General features: G+C 70.6%; 16 protein-coding genes. 10 read left to right on the top strand and 6 right to left on the bottom strand.

The window, feature by feature from the left end; all coding sequences use genetic code 11:
• Positions 1-32 precede the first annotated feature (32 nt).
• Complete coding sequence (locus AB0C27_RS44795; RefSeq protein WP_357858354.1) at positions 33-1,307, top strand: extracellular solute-binding protein; 1,275 nt, start codon at positions 33-35, stop codon at positions 1,305-1,307.
• A gap of 52 nt (positions 1,308-1,359) precedes the next feature.
• On the opposite strand, the gene AB0C27_RS44790 is transcribed toward AB0C27_RS44795, so the two are convergent.
• The 3 genes from AB0C27_RS44790 to AB0C27_RS44780 all read right to left on the bottom strand — a co-directional run bounded on the left by AB0C27_RS44790 (position 1,360) and on the right by AB0C27_RS44780 (position 4,690).
• The gene (locus tag AB0C27_RS44790; RefSeq protein WP_357858351.1) at positions 1,360-2,055 is read right to left on the bottom strand and encodes a CGNR zinc finger domain-containing protein; all 696 of its coding nucleotides are present in this window, start codon (positions 2,053-2,055) and stop codon (positions 1,360-1,362) included.
• 64 nt (positions 2,056-2,119) lie between these two features.
• Positions 2,120-3,337, bottom strand: coding sequence for an MFS transporter (locus tag AB0C27_RS44785; protein ID WP_357858348.1), 1,218 nt, complete (start codon positions 3,335-3,337; stop codon positions 2,120-2,122).
• 171 nt (positions 3,338-3,508) lie between these two features.
• Entirely contained in the window at positions 3,509-4,690 is a 1,182-nt protein-coding gene (locus AB0C27_RS44780) for an SGNH/GDSL hydrolase family protein (RefSeq protein ID WP_357858345.1), read from the bottom strand.
• Positions 4,691-5,027: 337 nt separating this feature from the next.
• Between AB0C27_RS44780 and AB0C27_RS44775 the strand changes: the two genes are divergently transcribed.
• From AB0C27_RS44775 to AB0C27_RS44750, 6 genes are all read left to right on the top strand, one after another.
• Positions 5,028-5,804: a GntR family transcriptional regulator gene (locus tag AB0C27_RS44775; RefSeq protein ID WP_357858343.1), complete on the top strand. Its 777-nt coding sequence runs from the start codon at positions 5,028-5,030 to the stop codon at positions 5,802-5,804.
• 106 nt (positions 5,805-5,910) lie between these two features.
• Positions 5,911-6,939: an ABC transporter substrate-binding protein gene (locus AB0C27_RS44770; protein ID WP_357858340.1), complete on the top strand. Its 1,029-nt coding sequence runs from the start codon at positions 5,911-5,913 to the stop codon at positions 6,937-6,939.
• A gap of 5 nt (positions 6,940-6,944) precedes the next feature.
• A complete protein-coding gene (locus tag AB0C27_RS44765; protein ID WP_357858337.1) occupies positions 6,945-8,627 on the top strand; it encodes an iron ABC transporter permease in 1,683 nt (560 codons plus the stop codon).
• A 14-nt stretch (positions 8,628-8,641) separates the two neighbouring features.
• Complete coding sequence (locus AB0C27_RS44760; protein WP_357858334.1) at positions 8,642-9,790, top strand: ABC transporter ATP-binding protein; 1,149 nt, start codon at positions 8,642-8,644, stop codon at positions 9,788-9,790.
• A 4-nt stretch (positions 9,791-9,794) separates the two neighbouring features.
• Entirely contained in the window at positions 9,795-10,589 is a 795-nt protein-coding gene (locus tag AB0C27_RS44755; protein WP_357858331.1) for a phosphatase, read from the top strand.
• Between the two features lie 11 nt (positions 10,590-10,600).
• Positions 10,601-12,841: a phosphodiester glycosidase family protein gene (locus AB0C27_RS44750; RefSeq protein WP_357858328.1), complete on the top strand. Its 2,241-nt coding sequence runs from the start codon at positions 10,601-10,603 to the stop codon at positions 12,839-12,841.
• Between the two features lie 145 nt (positions 12,842-12,986).
• Here the strand turns inward: AB0C27_RS44750 and AB0C27_RS44745 are convergent, their stop codons facing one another.
• A complete protein-coding gene (locus AB0C27_RS44745) occupies positions 12,987-13,901 on the bottom strand; it encodes an NAD(P)H-binding protein (RefSeq protein ID WP_357858325.1) in 915 nt (304 codons plus the stop codon).
• A gap of 266 nt (positions 13,902-14,167) precedes the next feature.
• Positions 14,168-14,446 (bottom strand): hypothetical protein, encoded by a 279-nt coding sequence (locus tag AB0C27_RS44740; RefSeq protein WP_357858626.1) that lies wholly within the window; start codon positions 14,444-14,446, stop codon positions 14,168-14,170.
• Between the two features lie 228 nt (positions 14,447-14,674).
• Here AB0C27_RS44740 and AB0C27_RS44735 point away from each other — a divergent pair, with 228 nt between their 5' ends.
• From AB0C27_RS44735 to AB0C27_RS44725, 3 genes are all read left to right on the top strand, one after another.
• Positions 14,675-15,358: a response regulator transcription factor gene (locus AB0C27_RS44735; protein ID WP_357858322.1), complete on the top strand. Its 684-nt coding sequence runs from the start codon at positions 14,675-14,677 to the stop codon at positions 15,356-15,358.
• On the top strand, positions 15,355-16,794 hold the full coding sequence (locus tag AB0C27_RS44730; RefSeq protein WP_357858319.1) for an ATP-binding protein: 1,440 nt from the start codon (positions 15,355-15,357) through the stop codon (positions 16,792-16,794). The genes AB0C27_RS44735 and AB0C27_RS44730 overlap by 4 nt, the downstream gene beginning before the upstream one ends.
• 453 nt (positions 16,795-17,247) lie before the next feature.
• Positions 17,248-18,408, top strand: coding sequence for a monooxygenase (locus AB0C27_RS44725; protein ID WP_357858315.1), 1,161 nt, complete (start codon positions 17,248-17,250; stop codon positions 18,406-18,408).
• A gap of 199 nt (positions 18,409-18,607) precedes the next feature.
• Here the strand turns inward: AB0C27_RS44725 and AB0C27_RS44720 are convergent, their stop codons facing one another.
• Complete coding sequence (locus AB0C27_RS44720) at positions 18,608-19,315, bottom strand: response regulator transcription factor (protein ID WP_357858312.1); 708 nt, start codon at positions 19,313-19,315, stop codon at positions 18,608-18,610.
• Positions 19,316-19,607: the final 292 nt, after the last annotated feature.

Genomic DNA, 19,607 nt, shown 5'->3' with positions numbered 1-19,607 from the left:
CCCCCAACAGAAGACCCGCAGGAGGTAGAGCCGTGAGCTCTGGCAAGAAGATCTGGTCATCGGCCTTACTCGCCGCAGCCATGCTGACGGTCACCGCGGCCTGCGGCGGCGGCGAGAGCGGCGGAGGCGGGATCAAGCTGCGCTTCTCCTACTGGGGTGGCGACGCGCGCCAGAAGATGACCGACGCGGCGATCGCGAAGTTCGAGGCGAAGAACCCGGGCATCGATGTCGAGGCCGAGGTCTCCGACTTCCCCAGCTACTACGAAAGGCTGTCCACGCAGGTGGCGGGCAGGGACGCGCCCGACGTCATGACCCTGGAGATCCGTGGCCTGCGTGAGTACGCCGAACGCGGCACGCTGGCCGAGCTGGCCTCCAAGGTCGACACCTCCGAGATCGACGCCAAGGTGCTGGCCACCGGCGTCGTCGACGGCAAGCAGTACGCCATCCCCTCCGGCGTCAACGCCTACTCCATGGTGCTCAATCCGGCCCTGGTCGAGGGCGCCAAGGCCGCACTGCCCGACGACGCCTCGTGGACCTGGAAGGACTTCGTCGAGCTGAGCTCCAAGGTCACCGCCGGCAGCGGCGGCAAGGTCACGGGCACGCAGCTGAACTGGAACCCCGCGTACCTGCAGATCTACGCCGCGCAGAAGGGTGAGAAGTTCTACGACGGCAACAAGCTCGGCGTGTCCCAGCAGACGATCAAGGACTGGATGGCCATCGCGCAGGACCTGATCAAGACGAAGGGCTCACCCGGCGCCGCCAAGAGCTCCGAACTGTACGACATCGGCATCGAACAGACGCTGATCGGCACCAACACCGGCGCGTCGATGATGATGTGGAGCAACGTGCTCGGCGCGGCCGCCAAGGCCTCGGGCCAGAATCTCGAACTGCTGCGGATGCCGAAGGCCGAGGGCGCCACGACCGGCGGCATGTTCCTGCAGCCGGCCATGCTCTACACCGCCTCCTCCAAATCGGAGCACCCGGCCGAGGCGGCGAAGTTCATCGACTTCATGGTCAACTCCAGCGAGGCCGGTGAGATCGTCCTCAGCGACCGCGGCCTGCCGGCCAACTCCAAGGTGCTGGCGGCGATCAGTGCCAAGCTGCCGCCCGCGGACCAGAAGACGATGGCGTTCGTGAACGAGATCCGTGACGAGCTGACCGATCCGCCCGCCGCCCCGCCGAGGGGCTCCAGTGCGATGGAGGACGTCATCAGGCGCTACGGCGAAGAGGTCGTCTTCGGCCGGATGAGCCCCGACGAGGCGGCGCAGAAACTCATCACCGAGGCCAACGCCCTGCTCGCGGGCTGAGTGCCACGCCGGTCTTCTCAGCGGCGGCCGCCCGGCGAAGGACGAATGGGGCCTACAGGCTGTCGTCCCGGGCGGCGCGGCGGCGCTCGGTGAGCCGCCGGGCCTTGGCCGTGTTGCCGCAGTCGGCCATGCGGCACCAGCGGCGGGAGCCGTTGCGGCTCTGGTCGAGGAACAGCCACCCGCAGCCGCCCTCGTGTGTGGGGCAGCGGCGTACCCGGGTCAGGTCGGCCGTCCGCAGAACGTCGAGTGCGGCCTCGGCGACCCGGTCGGGTATCAGCATGGCGGGTATCGTGCCGTAGGTGAGCCGCACCTGCGGCGGGTCGCCTCGGTCGAGCACCAGTGCGGCTCTGGCGGCTGCCCCGGCCCAGCGCTCGTGCAGTGCGACCAGCGCGGCCCCGGCCGCGATCGGGTCCCCCTCGGCCGGGCCGCTCGCGTCGCCCGCCGGCCCGCCGTCGGAGGGCCGGATCATGGCGAGCACCACGACGTGCAGCCCTTCCCGGATGTCCCGTACCGCGGCCAGTCCCGCCTGCGCCGAAGCGGGATCGTCGCGCCACGCCCGGTCGGCCCGATCGCGCTCCGCGTCGCTGATCAGGCCTGCCCTGGCCGTCCAGCGCAGCAACGCGGAGGTGTCGGACAGGGAGTCGTGGGGCGGCCCGCCGTCGAGCGGTGTCCCTCGTTCGAGCGTGTTGACCAGATCGAGCGCGGGGTGCCCGCCGACCAGGGGGAGGTGTCCCACGTCGAGTGACATGCCGTTGAGGCTACCACTCAAGTCGGCCAAGGGGGTTGCACGGTTCGGCGCGTTGGGCATCGGATCACATGACCCGGGCGCTCTCGGGCAGGGGGTCGCCTGTCGTGGCCGACGTGATCCTCCGTCGGCTGGACACGACCGGTTCGGCCAGCACAATGGCGAACGCCACCAGGCTGAGCAGCGCCCCGGCCAGTGCCGTGCTGCGCACGCCAGGACCTGGCAGGAGCACGCTGCCGAGGAACGCGCCCGCGGTGATTCCCACATTGAACGCCGTGGAGGTAGCGGCGCTCGCCATGACGGACTCGCCCGGCGCGTACACGAGCACCCGCGACCCCAGTACGGCGGTCAGGCCCGCGAGCGTGAAACCGGACAAGGAGATCGCGATGACGGCCCCGACCGGGGAGGCGCCGAACGCGTACTGCCCGGCGAGCGCCAGCGTCTGCAGGCCGATGAGCCCCGTCATGGTGATCCAGCCGTGGCGGTCGACGAGATAGCCCACCACGAACACCCCGGCCAGGCCCGCGATTCCGCGTGCCAGCAGCAGCGGGCCGATCGATGACTCGGTGAAGCCGCTGACGTCGATCAGGTACGGGCTGATGTAGGTGAACGCCGCGAACGCGCCGGTGACCGCGACCGCCGTCGTGGCGACGATCGACAGGTACCGGCCGCGGTCGGGCGCGCTGCCGCGGTCGGCCGCGCCCTGCCCGGCGGGCGCGTCGGGCAGGACGGCCGCGATCGTGGCGAGGACGAGCAGGGCCAGGCCGCTGAGCGCGAGGAACGCGACCCGCCAGTTGGTCTGCTGGCCGAGCCACGTGCCGGCCGGGATGCCGGTCAGCGCGGCGCTGGAGGCGCCGGCGTACAGGATGGACAGGGCCCGGCCGCGCACCTCGGCCCGGAAGAGGCCGGCGGCGGCCGGCGTCACGATGGCCCAGAACAGCGCCTGGCTCAGCGCGGTCACCATCCGGGCGCCCATGAGCAGCCAGTAGTTTCCCGCCATGGCCGACAGGCAGGTCGCCACGACGAAGATGCCCAACAGGACGCACAGCAGCCGCCGCCGGGGCAGCCGGCGAGTCAGCCGCGCGAGCGGCAGGGACACCAGCACGATGATCAGGCCGTATCCGGTGACCAGGAGCCCGACCGCGGACGGGCTGGTGCCGAGATCCTGGGCGATCTGGGGGAGCAGGCCGATGGGTAGCGACTCGGTGGTCACGTAGATGAACACGGCCAGGGTCAGGGCGGTCAGTGCGACGATCGCCGACTTGCTTCCGAAGCGTTCTTGCACGCGGTCTCCTCAGCCGGTTCACCATCGTTTGGCATGACGAAGGTAGCTTTCTGTGGTCGAAACGCAGGGATCTACTGTTCAACCACAGAGTAGACATGTGTCTGCTACCAGTCAATGCGCTTTAGGCGGTACGACGACGGTATCCGGCTGACATGGGTGGGGTCGTGATCCTCAGTGGGCGCGTCGGTTCAGGAGCGGGCGCAGGGCCTTCTCGTACGCGTTGGCGTACGTCATCATTCCGAGGTCGCTCGGGTGCGAGCCGTCCACCAGCTCCTCAGGCCCGGGGAGCTCGTCGGCCGAGAGGTAGGAGAGACCTCCGACGCCGGAGCGGTGCAGGTTCTTGAAGGCCGTGCGCAGGGCGGTCGCGTTCTGGGCGTTGCGGGTGCGGCGGAACTCGACGAACTGGCCGTCCCCGTACCGGCGGTCCTCGACCATCAGGATGGGCGTGTCGGGGCGGGCCGCGCGCAGGATGCGGACGAAGGGTTCCGCGCGTTCGGAGATCTGCTGCGGGTTCATGTTGGGGGAGCTGTCGACCACGTAGACGGACGCGTCGAGCTCGGTGAGCAGGTGGGCGATCTCGGGCTCCATCCGCGCGTTGCCGGAGAAGCCCAGGTTGACGGTGGGGACGTCGAGCCGGCGGCCCAGGAGCGCGGTGATGGACATGCCGGGCCTGGACGCCACGCCGCCCTGCATGATCGAGCTGCCGTAGAAGACGACGGGTGGGGTGGTGCGCGGCGCGGCCCCGAGGAACCTGGCGCCGGCCTGGACGCCGATCTCCAGCCGCTGCGGGCTGTTGTACAGCGGCAGGTAGGCGGTGTAGAGGCGCTCTCCCGGGTCGACCGCGATGCCCATCTGCTGGTCGACGTTCTGCGCCGTCGGGTGGGTGTTGGCGAGCCAGGCGTCGTGTCCTTCCGGGGTGCGCGCGTACAGGTCCACGCCGCTGTGGCCGATGGCGGGCATGTGGTACATCGCGATGGTGGCCAGGCTGAGCCGGTAGCGGGCCCGGAAGATGGTCGAGTCGGTGACGAACCGGGTCAGGAGCCCCGAGGAGTTGCGGCCGCGCACCCAGACTTCGGGGGTCACGACGCCTTCGGCCTTGGCCGGGAGCCGGTCGTAGTAGGCCGCCGTGCCGGACCAGCCCTTGCCCTCGACGCCCCAGCGCGAGACGTCGTACCAGGCGATGTCGGCCTCGATGCTGGGCGTCACCTCGGCGAACTCAGTGGGCCACTCGGCGGGCCGGTGCGGGGCGGCGGCGTGCGCCGGCGTCGATAACAGGCTGGGGACCGCGAGGGCGGCGCCGCCGGCGCCCGCGAGCCCGAAGAGATGACGTCGATTGACCAGGTGGTTGCCCATCGGTGCTCCCTTGTCGGAACGATGCTGTTCAGGGCTGAGGCCGGTCGGGGGCCGGTCGGGGCCAGTCGGGGGAAGGCGCGGTCGGGGCAGGGTGGTCAAGCGTCGGCCCTGATGCGACGATGATCGGACCCGGCCTGACGGTCGCGGCCAGCCGTGGGACGGAGGAGTGGCGGTGGCGTCGTCGCGCCCCGCCCTGGTTCACCGGAAGGTCATGATTCTTCGGTGACTGTAAGAGTTGGTATACAAGTCGTCAATACCAATCCGTGGCCGTGGCGTAAAATGCGGGAGAAGTGCGGCTGTCGCCATGAAGGGCCATAAGGGGTAGAAGGGGGTGGACGTGAGCGACGCGGACGCTCCTCGCGGGCGCAAGCACAACATGGTCCGCGAGCGGATCATGAGCCTGCTCGAAGACCTCAACGTGGGAGATCCGATCCCGCCGGAGCGAGTGCTCGAAGAGGACTGCGGCGTCTCCCGGCTCACGGTGCGGCGCGCCGTCGACGACCTGGTCAGGGACGGTCATCTCATCCGCAAGCAGGGCAGCGGCACCTACGTCGCGCGGCCCACGATCACCCAGTCGCCGACGGCGTCGTCGTTCTCGATGGGGCTGCGCCGGCGCGGCATCACGCCCTCGACCCGCGTCGTCGGCGTGGAGCGCTCCGACGCGGGCGTGCGCATGAGCTGGCGGCTGCAGATCGCGCCATCCGACATGATCGTCACCATCCGCCGGCTGCGGCTGGCCGACGGCGACCCGATCGCGCTCGCCACCACGACGCTCCCCGACGCGCTGGTGCCCGGCCTGCCCGCCGAGGAGCTGGAGGAGAAGTCCCTCTACCGGTTGCTCTCCGAGCGGTACGGCCTGAAGGTGACGGCGGGCACGCAGACCATCGAGCCGACGGTGCTCAGCCAGGAGGAGTCGGCCGTGCTGGACGCGCCGCCGTACTCTCCCGCGTTCCTGTTCAGGACCGCGACCCGCACGTCGGACGGCGTCGCGATCGAGTTCACCCAGACGTTGTTCCGCGGCGACCGCTACATGATCACATCGGAGCTGGACCTGACGGCGACCCCTGAGGAGGACCTCGGACACCCCCGTGGAGTGACACACTCCCTGGGCTGATTGGTCTACAAGAGGTATTGACACCTCGCGTCACAGATAACACCATTTCGTGCATTGTGACCTTGCGTCCCTTCCTGGGGGCGCATCGATCCGAAGGCGGTCACTCATGCACAAGTCCCTGTTACGAGTCGCCGCAGGCGCGCTCTCTCTCGCACTCCTCATGTCCGGGTCGGCCTGCGGATCCGGCGGCGGCGACGACGCCGCGTCCGGTGGCACGGTGACCTGGTACACGCCGATGCCGGAGGAGCCCGCCCGGCGGCTGGCCGAGGCGTTCCAGGCCGAGTCGGGCATCGAGGTCGAGGTGCTGCGGCAGAGCGCCGGCGAGCTGCTGGCGCGGCTGAAGGCCGAGGCCGGCCGGCCGGCGGCCGACGTGATCGGCCTGGCCAGCGGGGACGCGGGACCGCTCGCCAAGGAGAAGCTGATCCGGTCGTTCAAGCCCGCGGCCGACGGCATCGACAAGCGGTTCGTCGACCCCCAGGGTTACTGGCACGCCAACGAGCTCATCCTGATGACCGTCGGCGTCAACGCCGACCGGTGGAAGGAGGAGACCGGCGGCGTCCCGCTCCCGACGACGTGGGACGAACTGCTGCGCCCCGACCTCAAGGGCCAGCTCGTCATGCCGAATCCGACGCTGTCCGGCACCGGGTACACGTTCGTGGCGACGCAGATCTTCCGCCACGGCGACGAGGCGGGCGCGTGGAAGTTCCTCGACGAGTTCCACAAGCTGATCGGCCAGTACACCGACAGCGGAGGAGCGCCGTCGCAGCTCGTCGCCACCGGCGAGTACGCCGCCGGCGTCTCCTTCGCCCACGACCTGCTCAACGTGCGCGGGGCCGGATTCCCCATCGAGCTCGTCTACCCCAAGCCCACCGGCGTCGTCATCTCCGGCAACGCGCTCGTCGAGAAGTCGCCGAACCCCCAGGGCGGCGAGAAGCTCGTCCAGTGGCTCCAGGGCAAGAAGGCGTCCCAGATGATCGTCGACCTCGTCCACTCCTACCCCGTGCGGAGCGACGTGGACCTGCCCGACGGCGCGCAGGGCCTCGCCGAGCTCGACCTGGTCGACTACGACCCGGTGCGGGCGGGCGAGATGCGCGACGCGGTGTCCAAGGAGTTCGCCAAGCGGTACGGGGTCTGATGCCCGTGCCCTCGACGACCCTCACGGGTGATACGCGCTCGGGGCAGGCGGCCCGGCCGGACTGGCAGAGGCGCAGCCGCAGACGCCGGCTGGCCGACCGGATCACGGTGGGCACGCTCGTCGCCTACGTCGCCGGCCTGCTCCTCCTGCTCGTCCTCGTGCCGACGGTGGCCATGCTGTTCGAGCCCGACGGCGAGGCATGGAGCAGGCTGGCCGAGCCGCGCGTGGCGACGGCCGCGAAGAACACCGCCGTCATCGGCGTGGCCTCGACGCTGAGCGCCACCGTGGTCGGCTTCCTGTTCGCCTACGCCCTCAGCCGGCCCGACATCAAGGGCCGGGCCGTGCTGCGGGTGATGGCCCTGCTCCCGCTGATCTCGCCGCCGTTCGTCGTCGGCCTGGCGGTGCTGCTGCTGTTCGGGCGGCGCGGCCTGATCACCCACGAGCTGCTCGGTCTGGACATCAGCCTGCTCGGCCTCGGCGGGCTCTGGCTCGTCCAGACGCTCGCCTTCTTCCCCATGGCCACGCTGACCCTGCTGCCGACGCTGAAGAACATCGGCTCCACCCTGGAGTGGGCCAGCAGGGACCTCGGCTGGACCTGGTTCCAGACCTTCCGCCGGGTCACGCTGCCACTGGCGTTCCCCACGATCCTGAACGCGTTGCTGCTCGTCGGCATGTTCGTCATCACCGACTTCGGCAACCCCGTCCTCATCGGCGCCGGGTACCAGGTGCTCTCGGTCGAGGCGTACGTGCAGGCGGTGGGCCGGCAGGACTTCGGGATGGCGGCGGTGCTGTGCGTGCTGCTGTTCGTACCGACGCTGATCCTCTTCCTGATCCAGCGCCGCGTCCTCGCGCGGCGCTCCGCCGTCACCGTGTCGGGGAAGACGGGCAGCCTGCCGCCCGCGCCGCTGCCCGCGGCCGTGCGGCGCGGGCTCCTCACCGTCCTCGGCCTGGTCAGCGTCCTGATGATCCTCATCTACGGGAGCATCCTGGCCGGCTCGTTCACCCGGGCGTGGGGCGCGGACTGGAGCCTCACGCTGGACCACTGGCAGACGGCGCTCCTGCGCGGTGACGACATCCGCAACTCCGCGCTGTTCTCCGCCACGGCGGCGATCATCACGACGATCAGCACGCTGGTCGCCGCGTACGTCGTGCACCGCACACGGGTCTTCGGCCGCGGCGTGATGGACGGGCTCGCGGTGCTGCCGTCGGCCATCCCCGGGACGATGATCGGCATCTCGTGGCTGCTCACCTTCAACCAGCCTCCCATCGCTCTGACCGGCACCGCGCTGATCCTGGTGCTGGTCATGGTCGTACGGGCGATCCCGGTCGGCTACCGCACCGCCGTCACCACCATCAACCAGATCAGCCCGTCGATCGACGAGGCCGCCACCGACCTCGGCGCCTCGCGCGCCCGGGTCATCGTCCAGATCATGTTCCCCCTGCTGGGCGGCGCGTTCACCACGTCGCTCGTGTTCGGGTTCCTCCACGCGATCAACACGCTGAGTGCCGTGATCTTCCTGACCTCGCCGGGTATCGGCCTGGGCGCGCCCACCATCGTCAACCTCGCCGAGTTCGGCCAGTGGGGCGCCGCGACCGGCGTCGCGGCCGGCCTGATGGTGGTCAGCTTCGCCGGGCTCGCCGTCGCGAAGCTCGCCCTCGGCTCCCGGCTGCGGCTCTACGACCTGTGACACCTGGAGATTTCATGATCGAACTGAAGTCGTTGTGCAAGTCGTTCGACGGGGTGCCGGCCGTTCGCGACCTCGACCTCGTCGTCGGCCGCGGCGAGTTCCTCTGCCTCCTCGGCTCCAGCGGATGCGGCAAGAGCACCACGTTGCGGATGATCGCCGGGTTCGTCCGGCCGGACAGCGGGAGCGTGCTCATCGACGGCGTGGACGTGTCAGGCTACGGGCCCGACGCGCGGCCGACGTCCATGGTGTTCCAGGACTACGCGATCTTCCCGCACCTCACCGTCGCGGAGAACATCGAGTTCGGGCTGAAGGCGCAGAAGCTGCCCAAGGACGAGCGGGCCCGCCGTACCGGGGAGGCGCTGGAGCTGGTCGGCCTCACGGGCCTCGGCGGCCGGCGGCCGAACGAGCTGTCCGGCGGGCAGCAGCAGCGCGTCGCCGTCGCCCGGTCGCTGGCGATCCGGCCGTCGGTGCTGCTCATGGACGAGCCGCTGTCCAACCTCGACGCGAAGACCCGCATCCAGCTGCGCACCCAGCTGCGCGAGATCCAGCGCGACACCGGGACGACGATCGTCTACGTCACCCACGACCAGGAGGAGGCGCTGGCCCTGGGCGACCGGATCGCCGTCATGAAGGACGGCTCGCTCGAACAGCTCGGCAGCGGGCACGAGATCTACCTGGCCCCGTCCAACGGGTACGTCGCCGACTTCGTCGGGATCACGAACTGGCTGGCGGGGGAGTACGCCGGGGGGTCGGACGACTCGTGGGAGGTGAACGTCGCGGGAGCCGTGCTCCCCGCGACGCCCGCGAGCACATCGTCCCCCATGTCCCCCATGTCGCCCGGCTCGCCCGGCTCGCCGGTCGATGTGTCGGTACGCCCCGAGGACGTGACGCTCAGCTCGCTCAGCGAGGAGGAGGCCCCCGGCGCGGGCGCGCTGCGCGGCGTGATCCGCGACGTGCAGTTCCTGGGCCCGGTCGTCCGCATCTATGTCGAGGTCGGCGGCTCGGTGGTGATCGTGCACTCGGCCCAGAGCGACTGGTCGCCCGGCGCGAACGTCCGGCTGAGCATCGGCAAGGGCGCGGCGCGGGCGTTCCCCAGGGTCGAGGGCGCGTGGCGCCCACCGGAAGCCGCCGCCCGGCTCGCCGTCGCGGCGGCGGCGAGCTGACCGCATGGGCATCGCATCCGAAGAGGCGGACCTGCGCGACCTGCTCGTCGAGCGGAGCCTGTCCGGCGGCATCAGGACCGTCCGCCGGCAGTCACTGGCGTACGCGCACAAGCTGCTCAAAGGAGACCCCGACAACACCTTCGGCCTGGAGGACTGGTGTACCGCGTCCCTCGACGAGGTCGTGACCGCCGTCGAGGCCGGCATCGGCGACCGCATCACGGACGGCGACCCCGAGCTCGGGTACATCGCGCCCGAGCACACGCTGGCCGGCATCCTGGCCCACGCCGACGCCCTCGCCCCCTTCCTGCGGGGCGGCGGCGGCACGGTGCTGCTGGCGACCGGGCACCCGACCGGGCTGCTCGACCACTACGCCGACCTGGCGCGCGCGCTGCGGAACACGGGCAACAGGATCGTCCGCGTCCTCGACGACCACCGGCTCGACCGCGCCGTCGGGGCCCACGTCGCCGGCGAGACGGGGATCCGGTTCTTCGGCGGGGTCGCGTGCGCCTTCCACGACGAGGCGATCCTGCACACCCACCGGCCCGACTACATGGAGGCCATGATCGCCGGTGGTCCGCAGATCGATCTCGTGCTCGCCGACCACGGCATGGCGGGCGCGGCGATCGCGGCAGGCCTGCGCACGCTGTCGATCGCCGACGCCAACGACATCGCCCTGTTCCTGGCGCGCGCCAGGGGACGGCACGAGCACGTCCTGCCGATCGAGGACAACTTCACGCCCGCCGAGTTCGCGCCGGTGACCGCGTACATGCTCCGGCGCGCGGCCGGTATCGCTGTTTGAGGAGGATTCTGATGCGATGGAGTTTGTTGTCCACGGCGCTCGCCCTCGTCCTGACCGGCCCGGCGTACGCGGGAACACCGGCTCCCGCCGCCGCGGTCGTGCTCGATGGCCGCACCGAGACCTACCGGGAGACTCAGCCGGTCGCTCCTGGCGTCGAGCTGAGCACGGTCGAGCTGTACGGGCCCGACGGCGCCACCGGGGAGCCCGGCTGGCTGCAGACGTACCAGATGTCCGTCGACCTGAAGGCCGGCGCGCGGATCGGGCGGCTGTTCCCCGGCCAGGTCGCCGCGCGGCGGCCGCTGCTCGACATGGCACGCGAAGCGGGCGCCATCGCGGCGACGAACGCCGACTACTTCGACATCGCCGCCTCCGGCGCGCCCTGGGGCGTGGCCGTTCAGGACGGCGAGCTGCTGCAGTCGCCGCTGCCCAACACCAAGGCGACGCAGACGGACCAGACCGCGGTGATGTTCTCCGAGGACCAGGTCGGCGCCATCGGCGAGATCGTCTTCGAGGGCACCGTCAAGCTGCCCGGCAGGACCGTCCCGCTGGACGCGCTCAACAAGGCCGAGCTGCTCAAGGACCAGATCGGGATGTTCACCCCGGTCTGGGGCACCTACTGCCGCTGCCATCCGGTCAGGGGCGTCGCCCGGACCATCGAGGTGGTCGTGCGCGACGGCGTCGTGGCCGAGATGGTGGACGTCCCCCGCGAGGGCGCGCTCGCCGAAGGCACGTTCGTGCTGGTAGGACGCGAGGCCGGTGCCGACGCGCTGTCCGCGCTGCGGGTCGGCGACCCGGTCTCCGTGGATTATGCCGTACGGGCTCCCGGCGACATGAAGGTCAAGGCGGCCGTGAGCGGACGACAGCTCATCGTCGCGGACGGCAAGCCGCTCGAACTCCCGCCCGAGAACAACACGCCGGAGCCCAGGACCGCCGTCGGCTTCTCCGCAGACGGGACCAAGATGTGGCTGGTCGCGGTGGACGGCCGGCAGCCCGAGTTCTCCCGCGGTATCGGGCTGAACGAGCTGGCCGAGATGATGGCCGGCCTGGGCGCCCACAGCGCGCTCAACCTCGACGGCGGCGGCTCGACGACGCTCGTTGTACGCGAACCCGGCCAGAAGCAGGCAGACCTCGTCAACCGGCCGTCCGACGCGGCGGGCACCCGTCCCGTGCCGACCGGGCTGGCCCTGTTCCTGCCTGCCGGCAGTGGCAAGGCCAAGGGCTTCTGGGTGGACACGGCGACCGAACGCGACCGATTCCCCGGGCCTTCGGCCGCCGCGTCGTGGCGGACGGAGCGGGTCTTCCCCGGCCTCACCCGCCGGCTGACGGCGGCCGCGTACGACGAGACGTACGGTCCCGCCCAGCTGCCCCGCACGATCAAGCCGCAGTGGCGGATCAAGAACAGCCGCATCGGCCGCGTCGACCACTCCGGCGTCTTCCACGCGCTGTCGCCCGGTGAGACGACCGTGACGGCCAAGCACGGCAAGGCCACCGGAGACATCGACCTCACCGTGCTGGGCCGGCTGGCCCGCCTGGAGACCGGCACCCGCCGCATCAACCTGCTGACCAAGGGCGCCCAGGCAACCTTCGAGGTCAACGGCGCCGACTCCGCCGGTTACGCGGCCCCCATCGACCCCGCCGACGTCCACCTCACCTACGACAAGACAGCGCTGGCCGTGGCCGCGACCGGCACCGGCGCGTTCACCGTCACCGCCCGCGCTGCCGAGGGCGAGCACGTCGTCACGGTGTCCGCCGGCGGCGTGCGGACTGAGCTGGTGGTCGGCATCGGGACGTCCCAGGACGTCGTGGACACCTTCGACGACACCTCGAACTGGAACTTCTGGAGCCTGCGCGCCACCGGCACCGCCTCCTCCACCCCTGACGGCCACGCCGGGAACGGACTGAAGCTGGACTACGACTTCACCCAGAGCACGGAGACGCGCGGCGTCGGCATCTGGCCGTCCGCCAACCTTCTCCCGGTGGCCGGGCAGCCGACGGCGTTCAAGCTGTGGGTGAACTCCGAAGGCCACGACCAGCGGACCCGCCTGGAGGTCGTCGACCGCGACGGCACCCTGCACACGATCGAACCCGCCTTCATCACCGAGCCCGGCTGGCAGCAGATCACGTACGACGTGCCGGACGGGATGGCGTACCCGGTGAGCCTGCGCCGCATCTTCTTCAACGAGATCAACCCTGGCACCCGCTACACCGGCACTTTGGTCCTGGACGAACTGACCGCCGTAGCCGCCGGCTGACCGTCCGGGCGCGGTCCCCCTGGACCTCGACGTGGCCTTGTGCGGTCGGCTCGGAGCGCGGTGTCGGTGTTGCCACCGGTCCGTTTCTCCGAGCCGCCGTCCCGAACCCGCCGTGCGGGTGCTGCGTGTCGGCGACCGCCGCGGCTCAACCCAGGTAGAAGTCCCTGCGAGCAGCCACGAACGCCTCGATCGTCTGGGCGGGTACGCCCGTCACGCGTTCGACGTCGTCGGACGGGCCGTCATAGCGGTTATCCTCGTGCAGCCGGATCAAGATGGTGGCGAGGTGCTGTTCAACATGGGGCGGCAGCCCCGCTTCGGCGAGCACCTCCGCCCGCCACCGGTCCAGCGGCACATCCACATAGGACACCGGACGCTCCAACGCCCGTGAAAACTCCTCCGCCATCTCGGTCATGTCGACCATGCGTGGCGCGGCAAGCTCGTACGCGTGCCCGACGTGCGGAGCCGGGTCGCGGAGCACAGTGGTGATCACCCGGGCGACATCGTCCACGGCGACCGGTGCCGTGCGTCCGGCGCCGAATGGCAGCGCGATCGTGCCGGTCTCCCGGATCGACCGGGCGGCCAACGCGGTGAACAGCGGATTTTCCATGAACACCGTCGGCCGGATGTGCACCACTGGCAGGCCAGACCAATCGAATACCTGCTCAGCCAGCCAGTGCAGCCGCTGCTGATGCGACTCCGCCCCGCCGGCGCTGGTGGCGGTCATCTCCGACACCACCATCTGTGACATACCCACCAGAACGTCCAGCTCTCCACCTTCCCGCGCCACGGTGGCCACCACGGTCGCCGCCAGCAAATGGTCCGGTGACACGGGCATCGAGAAGTACATCCGCCCGACGCCCTCCAGCGCGGCCGCGACGTCCTCGGGCCGAGTCAGGTCCCCGACGACGACGTCCGCCCCGAGGGCACGCAACTCGGCCGCACGCTCGTCGTCACGGCGGACCATCGCCCGCACTGGCACGCCCTGCGCCCGCAACTGGTCGAGCACCGTGCGGCCTGTCCCACCTGCGCCGGCGATGAGAACAAGGTTCCCGGCAACCATCAGTCGCTCGCTCTCCTTCCGCCTGCTCGGCGCCCTCCGCATTCGGCGCGCGGGCCAATCGGCGTGCACCGCCTGCCACTCCGCGGCACCTTCGTCCCCGAACGGAAGAACGGTCCTGCATCGGCCATCTCAGTCATTTCAGGATGCCTACCCTCTGTAGTCACGGCGGTCGGCAAAGGCGATGACCGGAAAGGACAAGCCGTCTACACGGCCCTGGTGGCCCGGGTGGAGTTGCCCCGGTTCGGTAGACACATCAGGGCTTGCGACTACGCGGCAGCATAGTCGAGGTCTTGGGCGTTCTTGAGCATGTGTCGACGTTCGTATTCGGGTGCGCTGAGCTGGCCGTTGGCGGAATGGCGTCGGCGCTCGTCCTTCTCAGCGCTGGTCAGCCCGTCCTGGCGGCGGCCGTCATCCAGATCGGCATGGCGCACCCAGGTACGGATCGACTGCGCGGAGGGCTGGAACTCCTTGGCCAGCTCCTCCGGTGTCCGTCCCGCGCGCACCAGCCCCACCGTCTGCCGGCGAAACTCCGGCGGCTCGGCCACCTACTGGGGGCTGGCCATCCACACCCCCAGCAACGACCGCTACGAAGCCGCACCCTGGTTCACCGGCCCCCCAGCCCGTCAACCCCCGAGAGACTTCCGGGCCGGACCACTTAGGCATCCGTAAGAGCACGGCCCGCGGGTACCACAGCGGCGACGCTCTAATCCTGGCCTCAGGTTGATCGGGGACAATGAGCGGCTAAAGCATCGACCAGAGGGGGGCGGGCCGGCGTGCGGATCATGATCGCGGATGACGAGGCGGCCATCCGTGAGTCGCTGGAGCGGGTGCTCCAGGTCGAGGGTTACGACACCAGCACTGTCGCCAACGGTCTCGCTGTGCTCGACGGGGTCGGTGGCGACGCGCCGGATCTGCTGATCCTCGACGTGATGATGCCCCGCCTCGGGGGGTTGGAGACCTGCCGGCGGTTGCGGGCGGCGGGTCGGGACCTGCCGGTGCTGATGCTGACCGCCCGGGATCAGGTCTCCGACCGGGTCGCGGGGCTGGACGCGGGCGCCGACGACTATCTGCCCAAGCCGTTCGCCACGGAGGAGTTGCTGGCTCGGGTCCGGGCCCTGCTGCGCCGCCGCGCGCCGGGCGACGATGAGTCGCAGATCCTGACGTTCGCCGACGTCCGGGTCGATCCCGACAGGTTCGAGGCGTGGCGGGGCGGGCGGCCGCTCCGCCTGACCCGGACCGAGTTCTCCCTGTTGGAGATCCTCGTGCGCAACGCGACCCGGGTATTGACCCGAGATGCGCTGTTCGAGGCGATCTGGGGCTTCGACATGAGCGTCACCTCCAACAACCTCCAGGTGTACGTGAGCTACCTGCGCCGCAAGATGGAGGCCGAGGGTGAGCCGCGATTGATCTACACGCTGCGCGGCTTTGGGTACACGTTGCGGGAGACTCCTCCGTGAGCAGGCCCGCCGGCCGGGGTTCGCGCCGGCTGACCCGTTGGTGGCGCCGGCGGTCCCTGCGGACCAGGCTGACGGTGATCGCGGCGATAGCCATCGCGGTCAGCGTGTTCGTGGCCTTCCAGGTGGCCAGCGAGCTACTGGACGGGGAGCTGCAGGACACCGCGGAGGATCAGTTACGCGCCGACTCCCGCGTCCTGGCGACGAACGCGGAGCGCGCCGGTCTGGCGCAGGTCCAGCTACTGCCGTATCCCGGATCCGGTCGGCTGGTGCGGGTCATCCTGCCCGACGGCTCGATCCGGACGCCGGCCGGCCAGCCCGCGCTGCCCCCGGTCAGCGAGCACGCCGGGCGCGTGGCGCGGGGCGCGTCGGCCGACCTGATGGAGTCGGGCGACAGCGACGACGACGGCTACCTCATCTACACGCTGCGGGCGGGCGACGGCGCGGTCCAGGTGGCCCGCGTCGCCGACGACAGCCCGATCAACCGGTTCGGGTTGGGCATGCTGCTGATCGGGCTGCTCTGCGTGGTCAGCGGCGCCCTTGTCGGGCGGGCCGTGGCGCGGACCGGGCTGGCACCGATCGACCGGCTGACCGCCGCCGCGGTCCGTGTCGCGCGCACCCGGGATCTCGACGCCGACATCCCGGACGAGGGCGGTGGGGAGATCCGGCGGCTGATCCAGTCGATCAACGACATGCTCGCCGCGCTCCGGGACTCCCGGCGGGCCCAGCGGCTGCTCGCCGAGGACGCCGCCCACGAGCTCAAGACCCCGCTCACCAGCCTGCGCCTCAACATCGAGCTGCTGATCCGGCTCGATCGGCGCGGCACCCTGGACAGCGCACTGCCGGCGGAGAGCCGGACCCGGCTGCTCAACGATCTCGGCGCTCAGGTGGCCGAGTTGAGCACCCTTGTCGCCGAGCTGACCGACCTGGCGCGCGGTGACGTCAGCGACGAGAGCACCGAACTGCTCGACCTCGCCGACGTAGTGGTGGCCGCCGCGACCCAGGCGCGTTCCCGCGTGCCCGACATCGAGGTCGCGCTCGACGTGACCTCCGTGTGGGTGAGCGGGCGTCCCGCCGCGCTTCAACGGGCGGTGCTCAACCTCATCGACAACGCCGGCAAATGGTCCCCCGTGGACCAACCGGTCCAGGTCCGGCTCCGTGCCCAGGGCGCGTCGGCGGTGCTCGAGGTCGACGACGCCGGGCCGGGCATCGATGCCGCCGACGTACCGCGGGTGTTCGACCGGTTCTACCGTGCCGACAGCGCCCGGGCGTTGCCGGGATCCGGTCTGGGGCTGTCGATCGTGCAGCGGGTCGTCGACGCCCACGGCGGCCGGGCCACCGTCGCCCGCTCCCCACGCGGTGGCGCGCTGCTTCGGGTCGACCTTCCGGCCGCCCCGATCGCGCGGCTCACCGCCGGGGAGGACACCGCGGTGCGCTGAACCGCCCCGGCGGCGCGGCGCAGGAGCAAAGGGCGGCGACCGTCGGGTCCATGAAAGGATCCGGGACGGCCTGGGTCCCCGTCCCGGATCTCGTCCGTGCCGCCGCACTCACCGTTGCAGCGTGGGCTCCTCATCGTCCACGAGCGGCCGTTGACGGTCCGGCAGCTCCAGCAGGGCGTCGAGCAGGACGCCGAAGGCGACCAGGAGCCCGACCTCGATCGGCATCACCAGCGGAAGCGTGGCGAGGACCCGCGAACGCGCCGCCAGGACCAGGCCTGCCGAGGTGATATTGAGGCCCTGGCCGTCGAACGGCGCTCCGGAGAGAAGTACCGTGGTACTACCTCCCTCCCGAAGATGACGACCGCAGTACGACGAAACGGGACGGAATCGGGCCTAGCGTTCAGGGCTATGACGAAACCTGAGAGTCCACTTCGGAGGTTAGGGGCGGCCACCATGGCGCTGGCGACGGCGTTCGCTGTCGCCGCCTGCGGGTCGGACGCCGACAAGAGAGCGGCGCCCGCCGCAGCCGGCTCGCACGGCGCGCACGCGGGCAGGCCATCGGCTCCACCGCAGCCGCTGCGGGCCGGCGAGCGGTTCGTCAACCTGAAGATGGCCCAGGCCTACACGCCCGTGCCGCCGGAGGGCGGCACGGACGAGTACCGGTGCCAGGTGATCGATCCGGGCCTGAGCAAGGCGGCGTTCCTGACCGGAACCCAGGTCATGCCGGAGAACGTCCCCATCGCGCACCACGCCATCGTGTACGCGGTGCCGCCGGGCGGCGCTGCCGCGGTGCGCGAGCATGACGCGAAGACCCCCGGCCTCGGCTGGCGGTGTTTCGGCGGGACCGGCGTGGCCGGCGCCGAGGTGGAAGAGGGGGACGCGGCGTGGGTGGACACCTGGGCGCCGGGCGCCACGGAGACGCTGCTCGACCACGACGCCGGCTTCAAGCTGGAGCCGGGCAGCCTGATCGTCCTCCAGATGCACTACAACCTGCTCGTGACCGACGGCAAGCCGGCCGGGGCGGACCGCTCGGCGGTGCGGCTGCGGCTGACGGACGGCACGCCGCAGACCCGGGAACTCGAGACGTGGTCGCTCGACGCGCCGATCGACCTGCCCTGCGCCGCCGACGAGTCGGGTCCGCTCTGTGACCGGGCGGCCTCGATCGCGGATGTGACGAAGCGGTTCGGGCCGGATGTCGGCGAGATGGCGGACCGTCAGGTGGAGGAGTGCAACCGGGGTGGCGCGCCGAAGCCCGGTGACACCCAGACCTGCGATCACAAGGTGGAGGCGCCGACGACGCTGTTCGCCGGTTTCGGCCACATGCACCTGCTCGGGCGGGCCATCAAGGTCGAACTCAACCCGGGCACGCCGAAGGCCAAGGTCGTGCTGGACGTGCCCCAGTTCGACTTCGACAACCAGCGGCTGATGAAGCTGCCGTCGCCGGTGGAGGTCGGCCCGGGGGACACGCTGCGGGTGACGTGTACGCACGACGCGGGGCTGCGCAAACTGCTGCCGCGGCTGAGCAAGCTGCCACCGCGCTACGTGGTGTGGGGCGACGGCACCAGCGACGAGATGTGCACGGGCATCATGTCGGTCTCCCCCCGCAAGTCCTGACGAAGCGTCGAACGTGTGTGAGCTCACTGAGGTCAACAAGCCGAAAACAGCTCTGAGCTCACACACGTCCGCACTGAACTCACACCCGTGCGGTGTCGTGGAGGTCGGACGGGCGGTGACGTGGGCGGCTGCAGGCGGACCGGCAGCGGAGCGGTTCGATCACGCGGAGTGGATCGGCCCGGAGCGGTGCGGCTGGGAACTACGGTCGCGCCCCCGACGGACGCGCGAGATGAAGCGCTGAATCGGCCGGCCGGGTGAGTCTCAGGTCGTAGGCGAGGATGACGGCCTGGATCCGGTCCCGTGCGCCGATCTTGGCGAGGACCCGCCCGACGTGGGTCTTCACCGTCGACTCCGACAGCGTGAACCGTTGCGCGATCTCGCTGTTGGTGAGGCCGTGGCCGATGGCGACGAGGATCTCGCGCTCGCGGCCGGTCAGGGAGCCCAGCCGGGGATCCGCCCGCACGGGCCCGCAGAGGTCATCGCCGAGCCGGTCGGCGCACGCGTCGAGCAGCCGCCGGGTCAGCGCCGGCGCGATCACCGAGTTCCCGGCGGCGACGGCCCGGATGCCGGCGAGCAGTTCCTCCGGGTGGATGTCCTTCAGCAGGAAACCGCTCGCCCCGGCCCGCAGCGCGGCGAGCGCGTACCGGTCCACGTCGAACGTCGTCAGCACCAGGATCCGCGAACGCCCACCGGCGGCGACGATGCGCCGGGTGGCCTCGATCCCATCGACGCCCGGCATGCGGATGTCAATCAGCACCACGTCGGGATGCAGCTCGGTGGCCCGCCGAACGGCCTCGGCGCCGTTCTCGGCCTCGCCGACGATCTCGGTGTCGGGGGCGCTCTCCAGCAGCATGCGAAACCCGAAGCGCTGCAGCGGCTGGGCGTCCACCACGAGCACAGAGATCATGAATGGCTGCCTTTCAGGGTCGCGTAGACGGTCCAGCCGTCGTCCGATGCGAGGCCGGCGCTGACCGTGCCGGCGTAGAGCGCGGCGCGTCCGGCCATGCCTGCGAGGCCGAGACCCGCGTCGCCCGGCGATGCCTACTTCATACCGAGCGAACCTGAGACGACTGTTAGAACGGCGCTCAGGCCGGTTGGCCGCCGACGCGGGTTCGGCGTCGGGCGGGCCGCTGTCGTGCACGACGATGTGGACCCGGCAGGAGCCGGCCGCCAGGCTCAGGTCGACGGTGGTGCGCGGG

Source organism: Nonomuraea sp. NPDC048882 (assembly GCF_040649755.1).
Taxonomy (GTDB): domain Bacteria; phylum Actinomycetota; class Actinomycetes; order Streptosporangiales; family Streptosporangiaceae; genus Nonomuraea; species Nonomuraea maheshkhaliensis.
This window is presented reverse-complemented; position numbering and strand designations above follow the sequence as displayed.

Excerpts from the sequence above, each read along its gene's own strand:
- AB0C27_RS44750 (WP_357858328.1), top strand. The coding sequence starts at position 10,601 with ATGCGATGGAGTTTGTTGTCCACGGCGCTCGCCCTCGTCCTGACCGGC.
- AB0C27_RS44760 (WP_357858334.1), top strand. The coding sequence starts at position 8,642 with ATGATCGAACTGAAGTCGTTGTGCAAGTCGTTCGACGGGGTGCCGGCC.
- AB0C27_RS44790 (WP_357858351.1), bottom strand. The coding sequence starts at position 2,055 with ATGTCACTCGACGTGGGACACCTCCCCCTGGTCGGCGGGCACCCCGCG.
- AB0C27_RS44725 (WP_357858315.1), top strand. The coding sequence starts at position 17,248 with ATGGCGCTGGCGACGGCGTTCGCTGTCGCCGCCTGCGGGTCGGACGCC.
- AB0C27_RS44745 (WP_357858325.1), bottom strand. The coding sequence starts at position 13,901 with ATGGTTGCCGGGAACCTTGTTCTCATCGCCGGCGCAGGTGGGACAGGC.
- AB0C27_RS44770 (WP_357858340.1), top strand. The coding sequence starts at position 5,911 with ATGCACAAGTCCCTGTTACGAGTCGCCGCAGGCGCGCTCTCTCTCGCA.
- AB0C27_RS44720 (WP_357858312.1), bottom strand. The coding sequence starts at position 19,315 with ATGATCTCTGTGCTCGTGGTGGACGCCCAGCCGCTGCAGCGCTTCGGG.
- AB0C27_RS44755 (WP_357858331.1), top strand. The coding sequence starts at position 9,795 with ATGGGCATCGCATCCGAAGAGGCGGACCTGCGCGACCTGCTCGTCGAG.
- AB0C27_RS44780 (WP_357858345.1), bottom strand. The coding sequence starts at position 4,690 with ATGGGCAACCACCTGGTCAATCGACGTCATCTCTTCGGGCTCGCGGGC.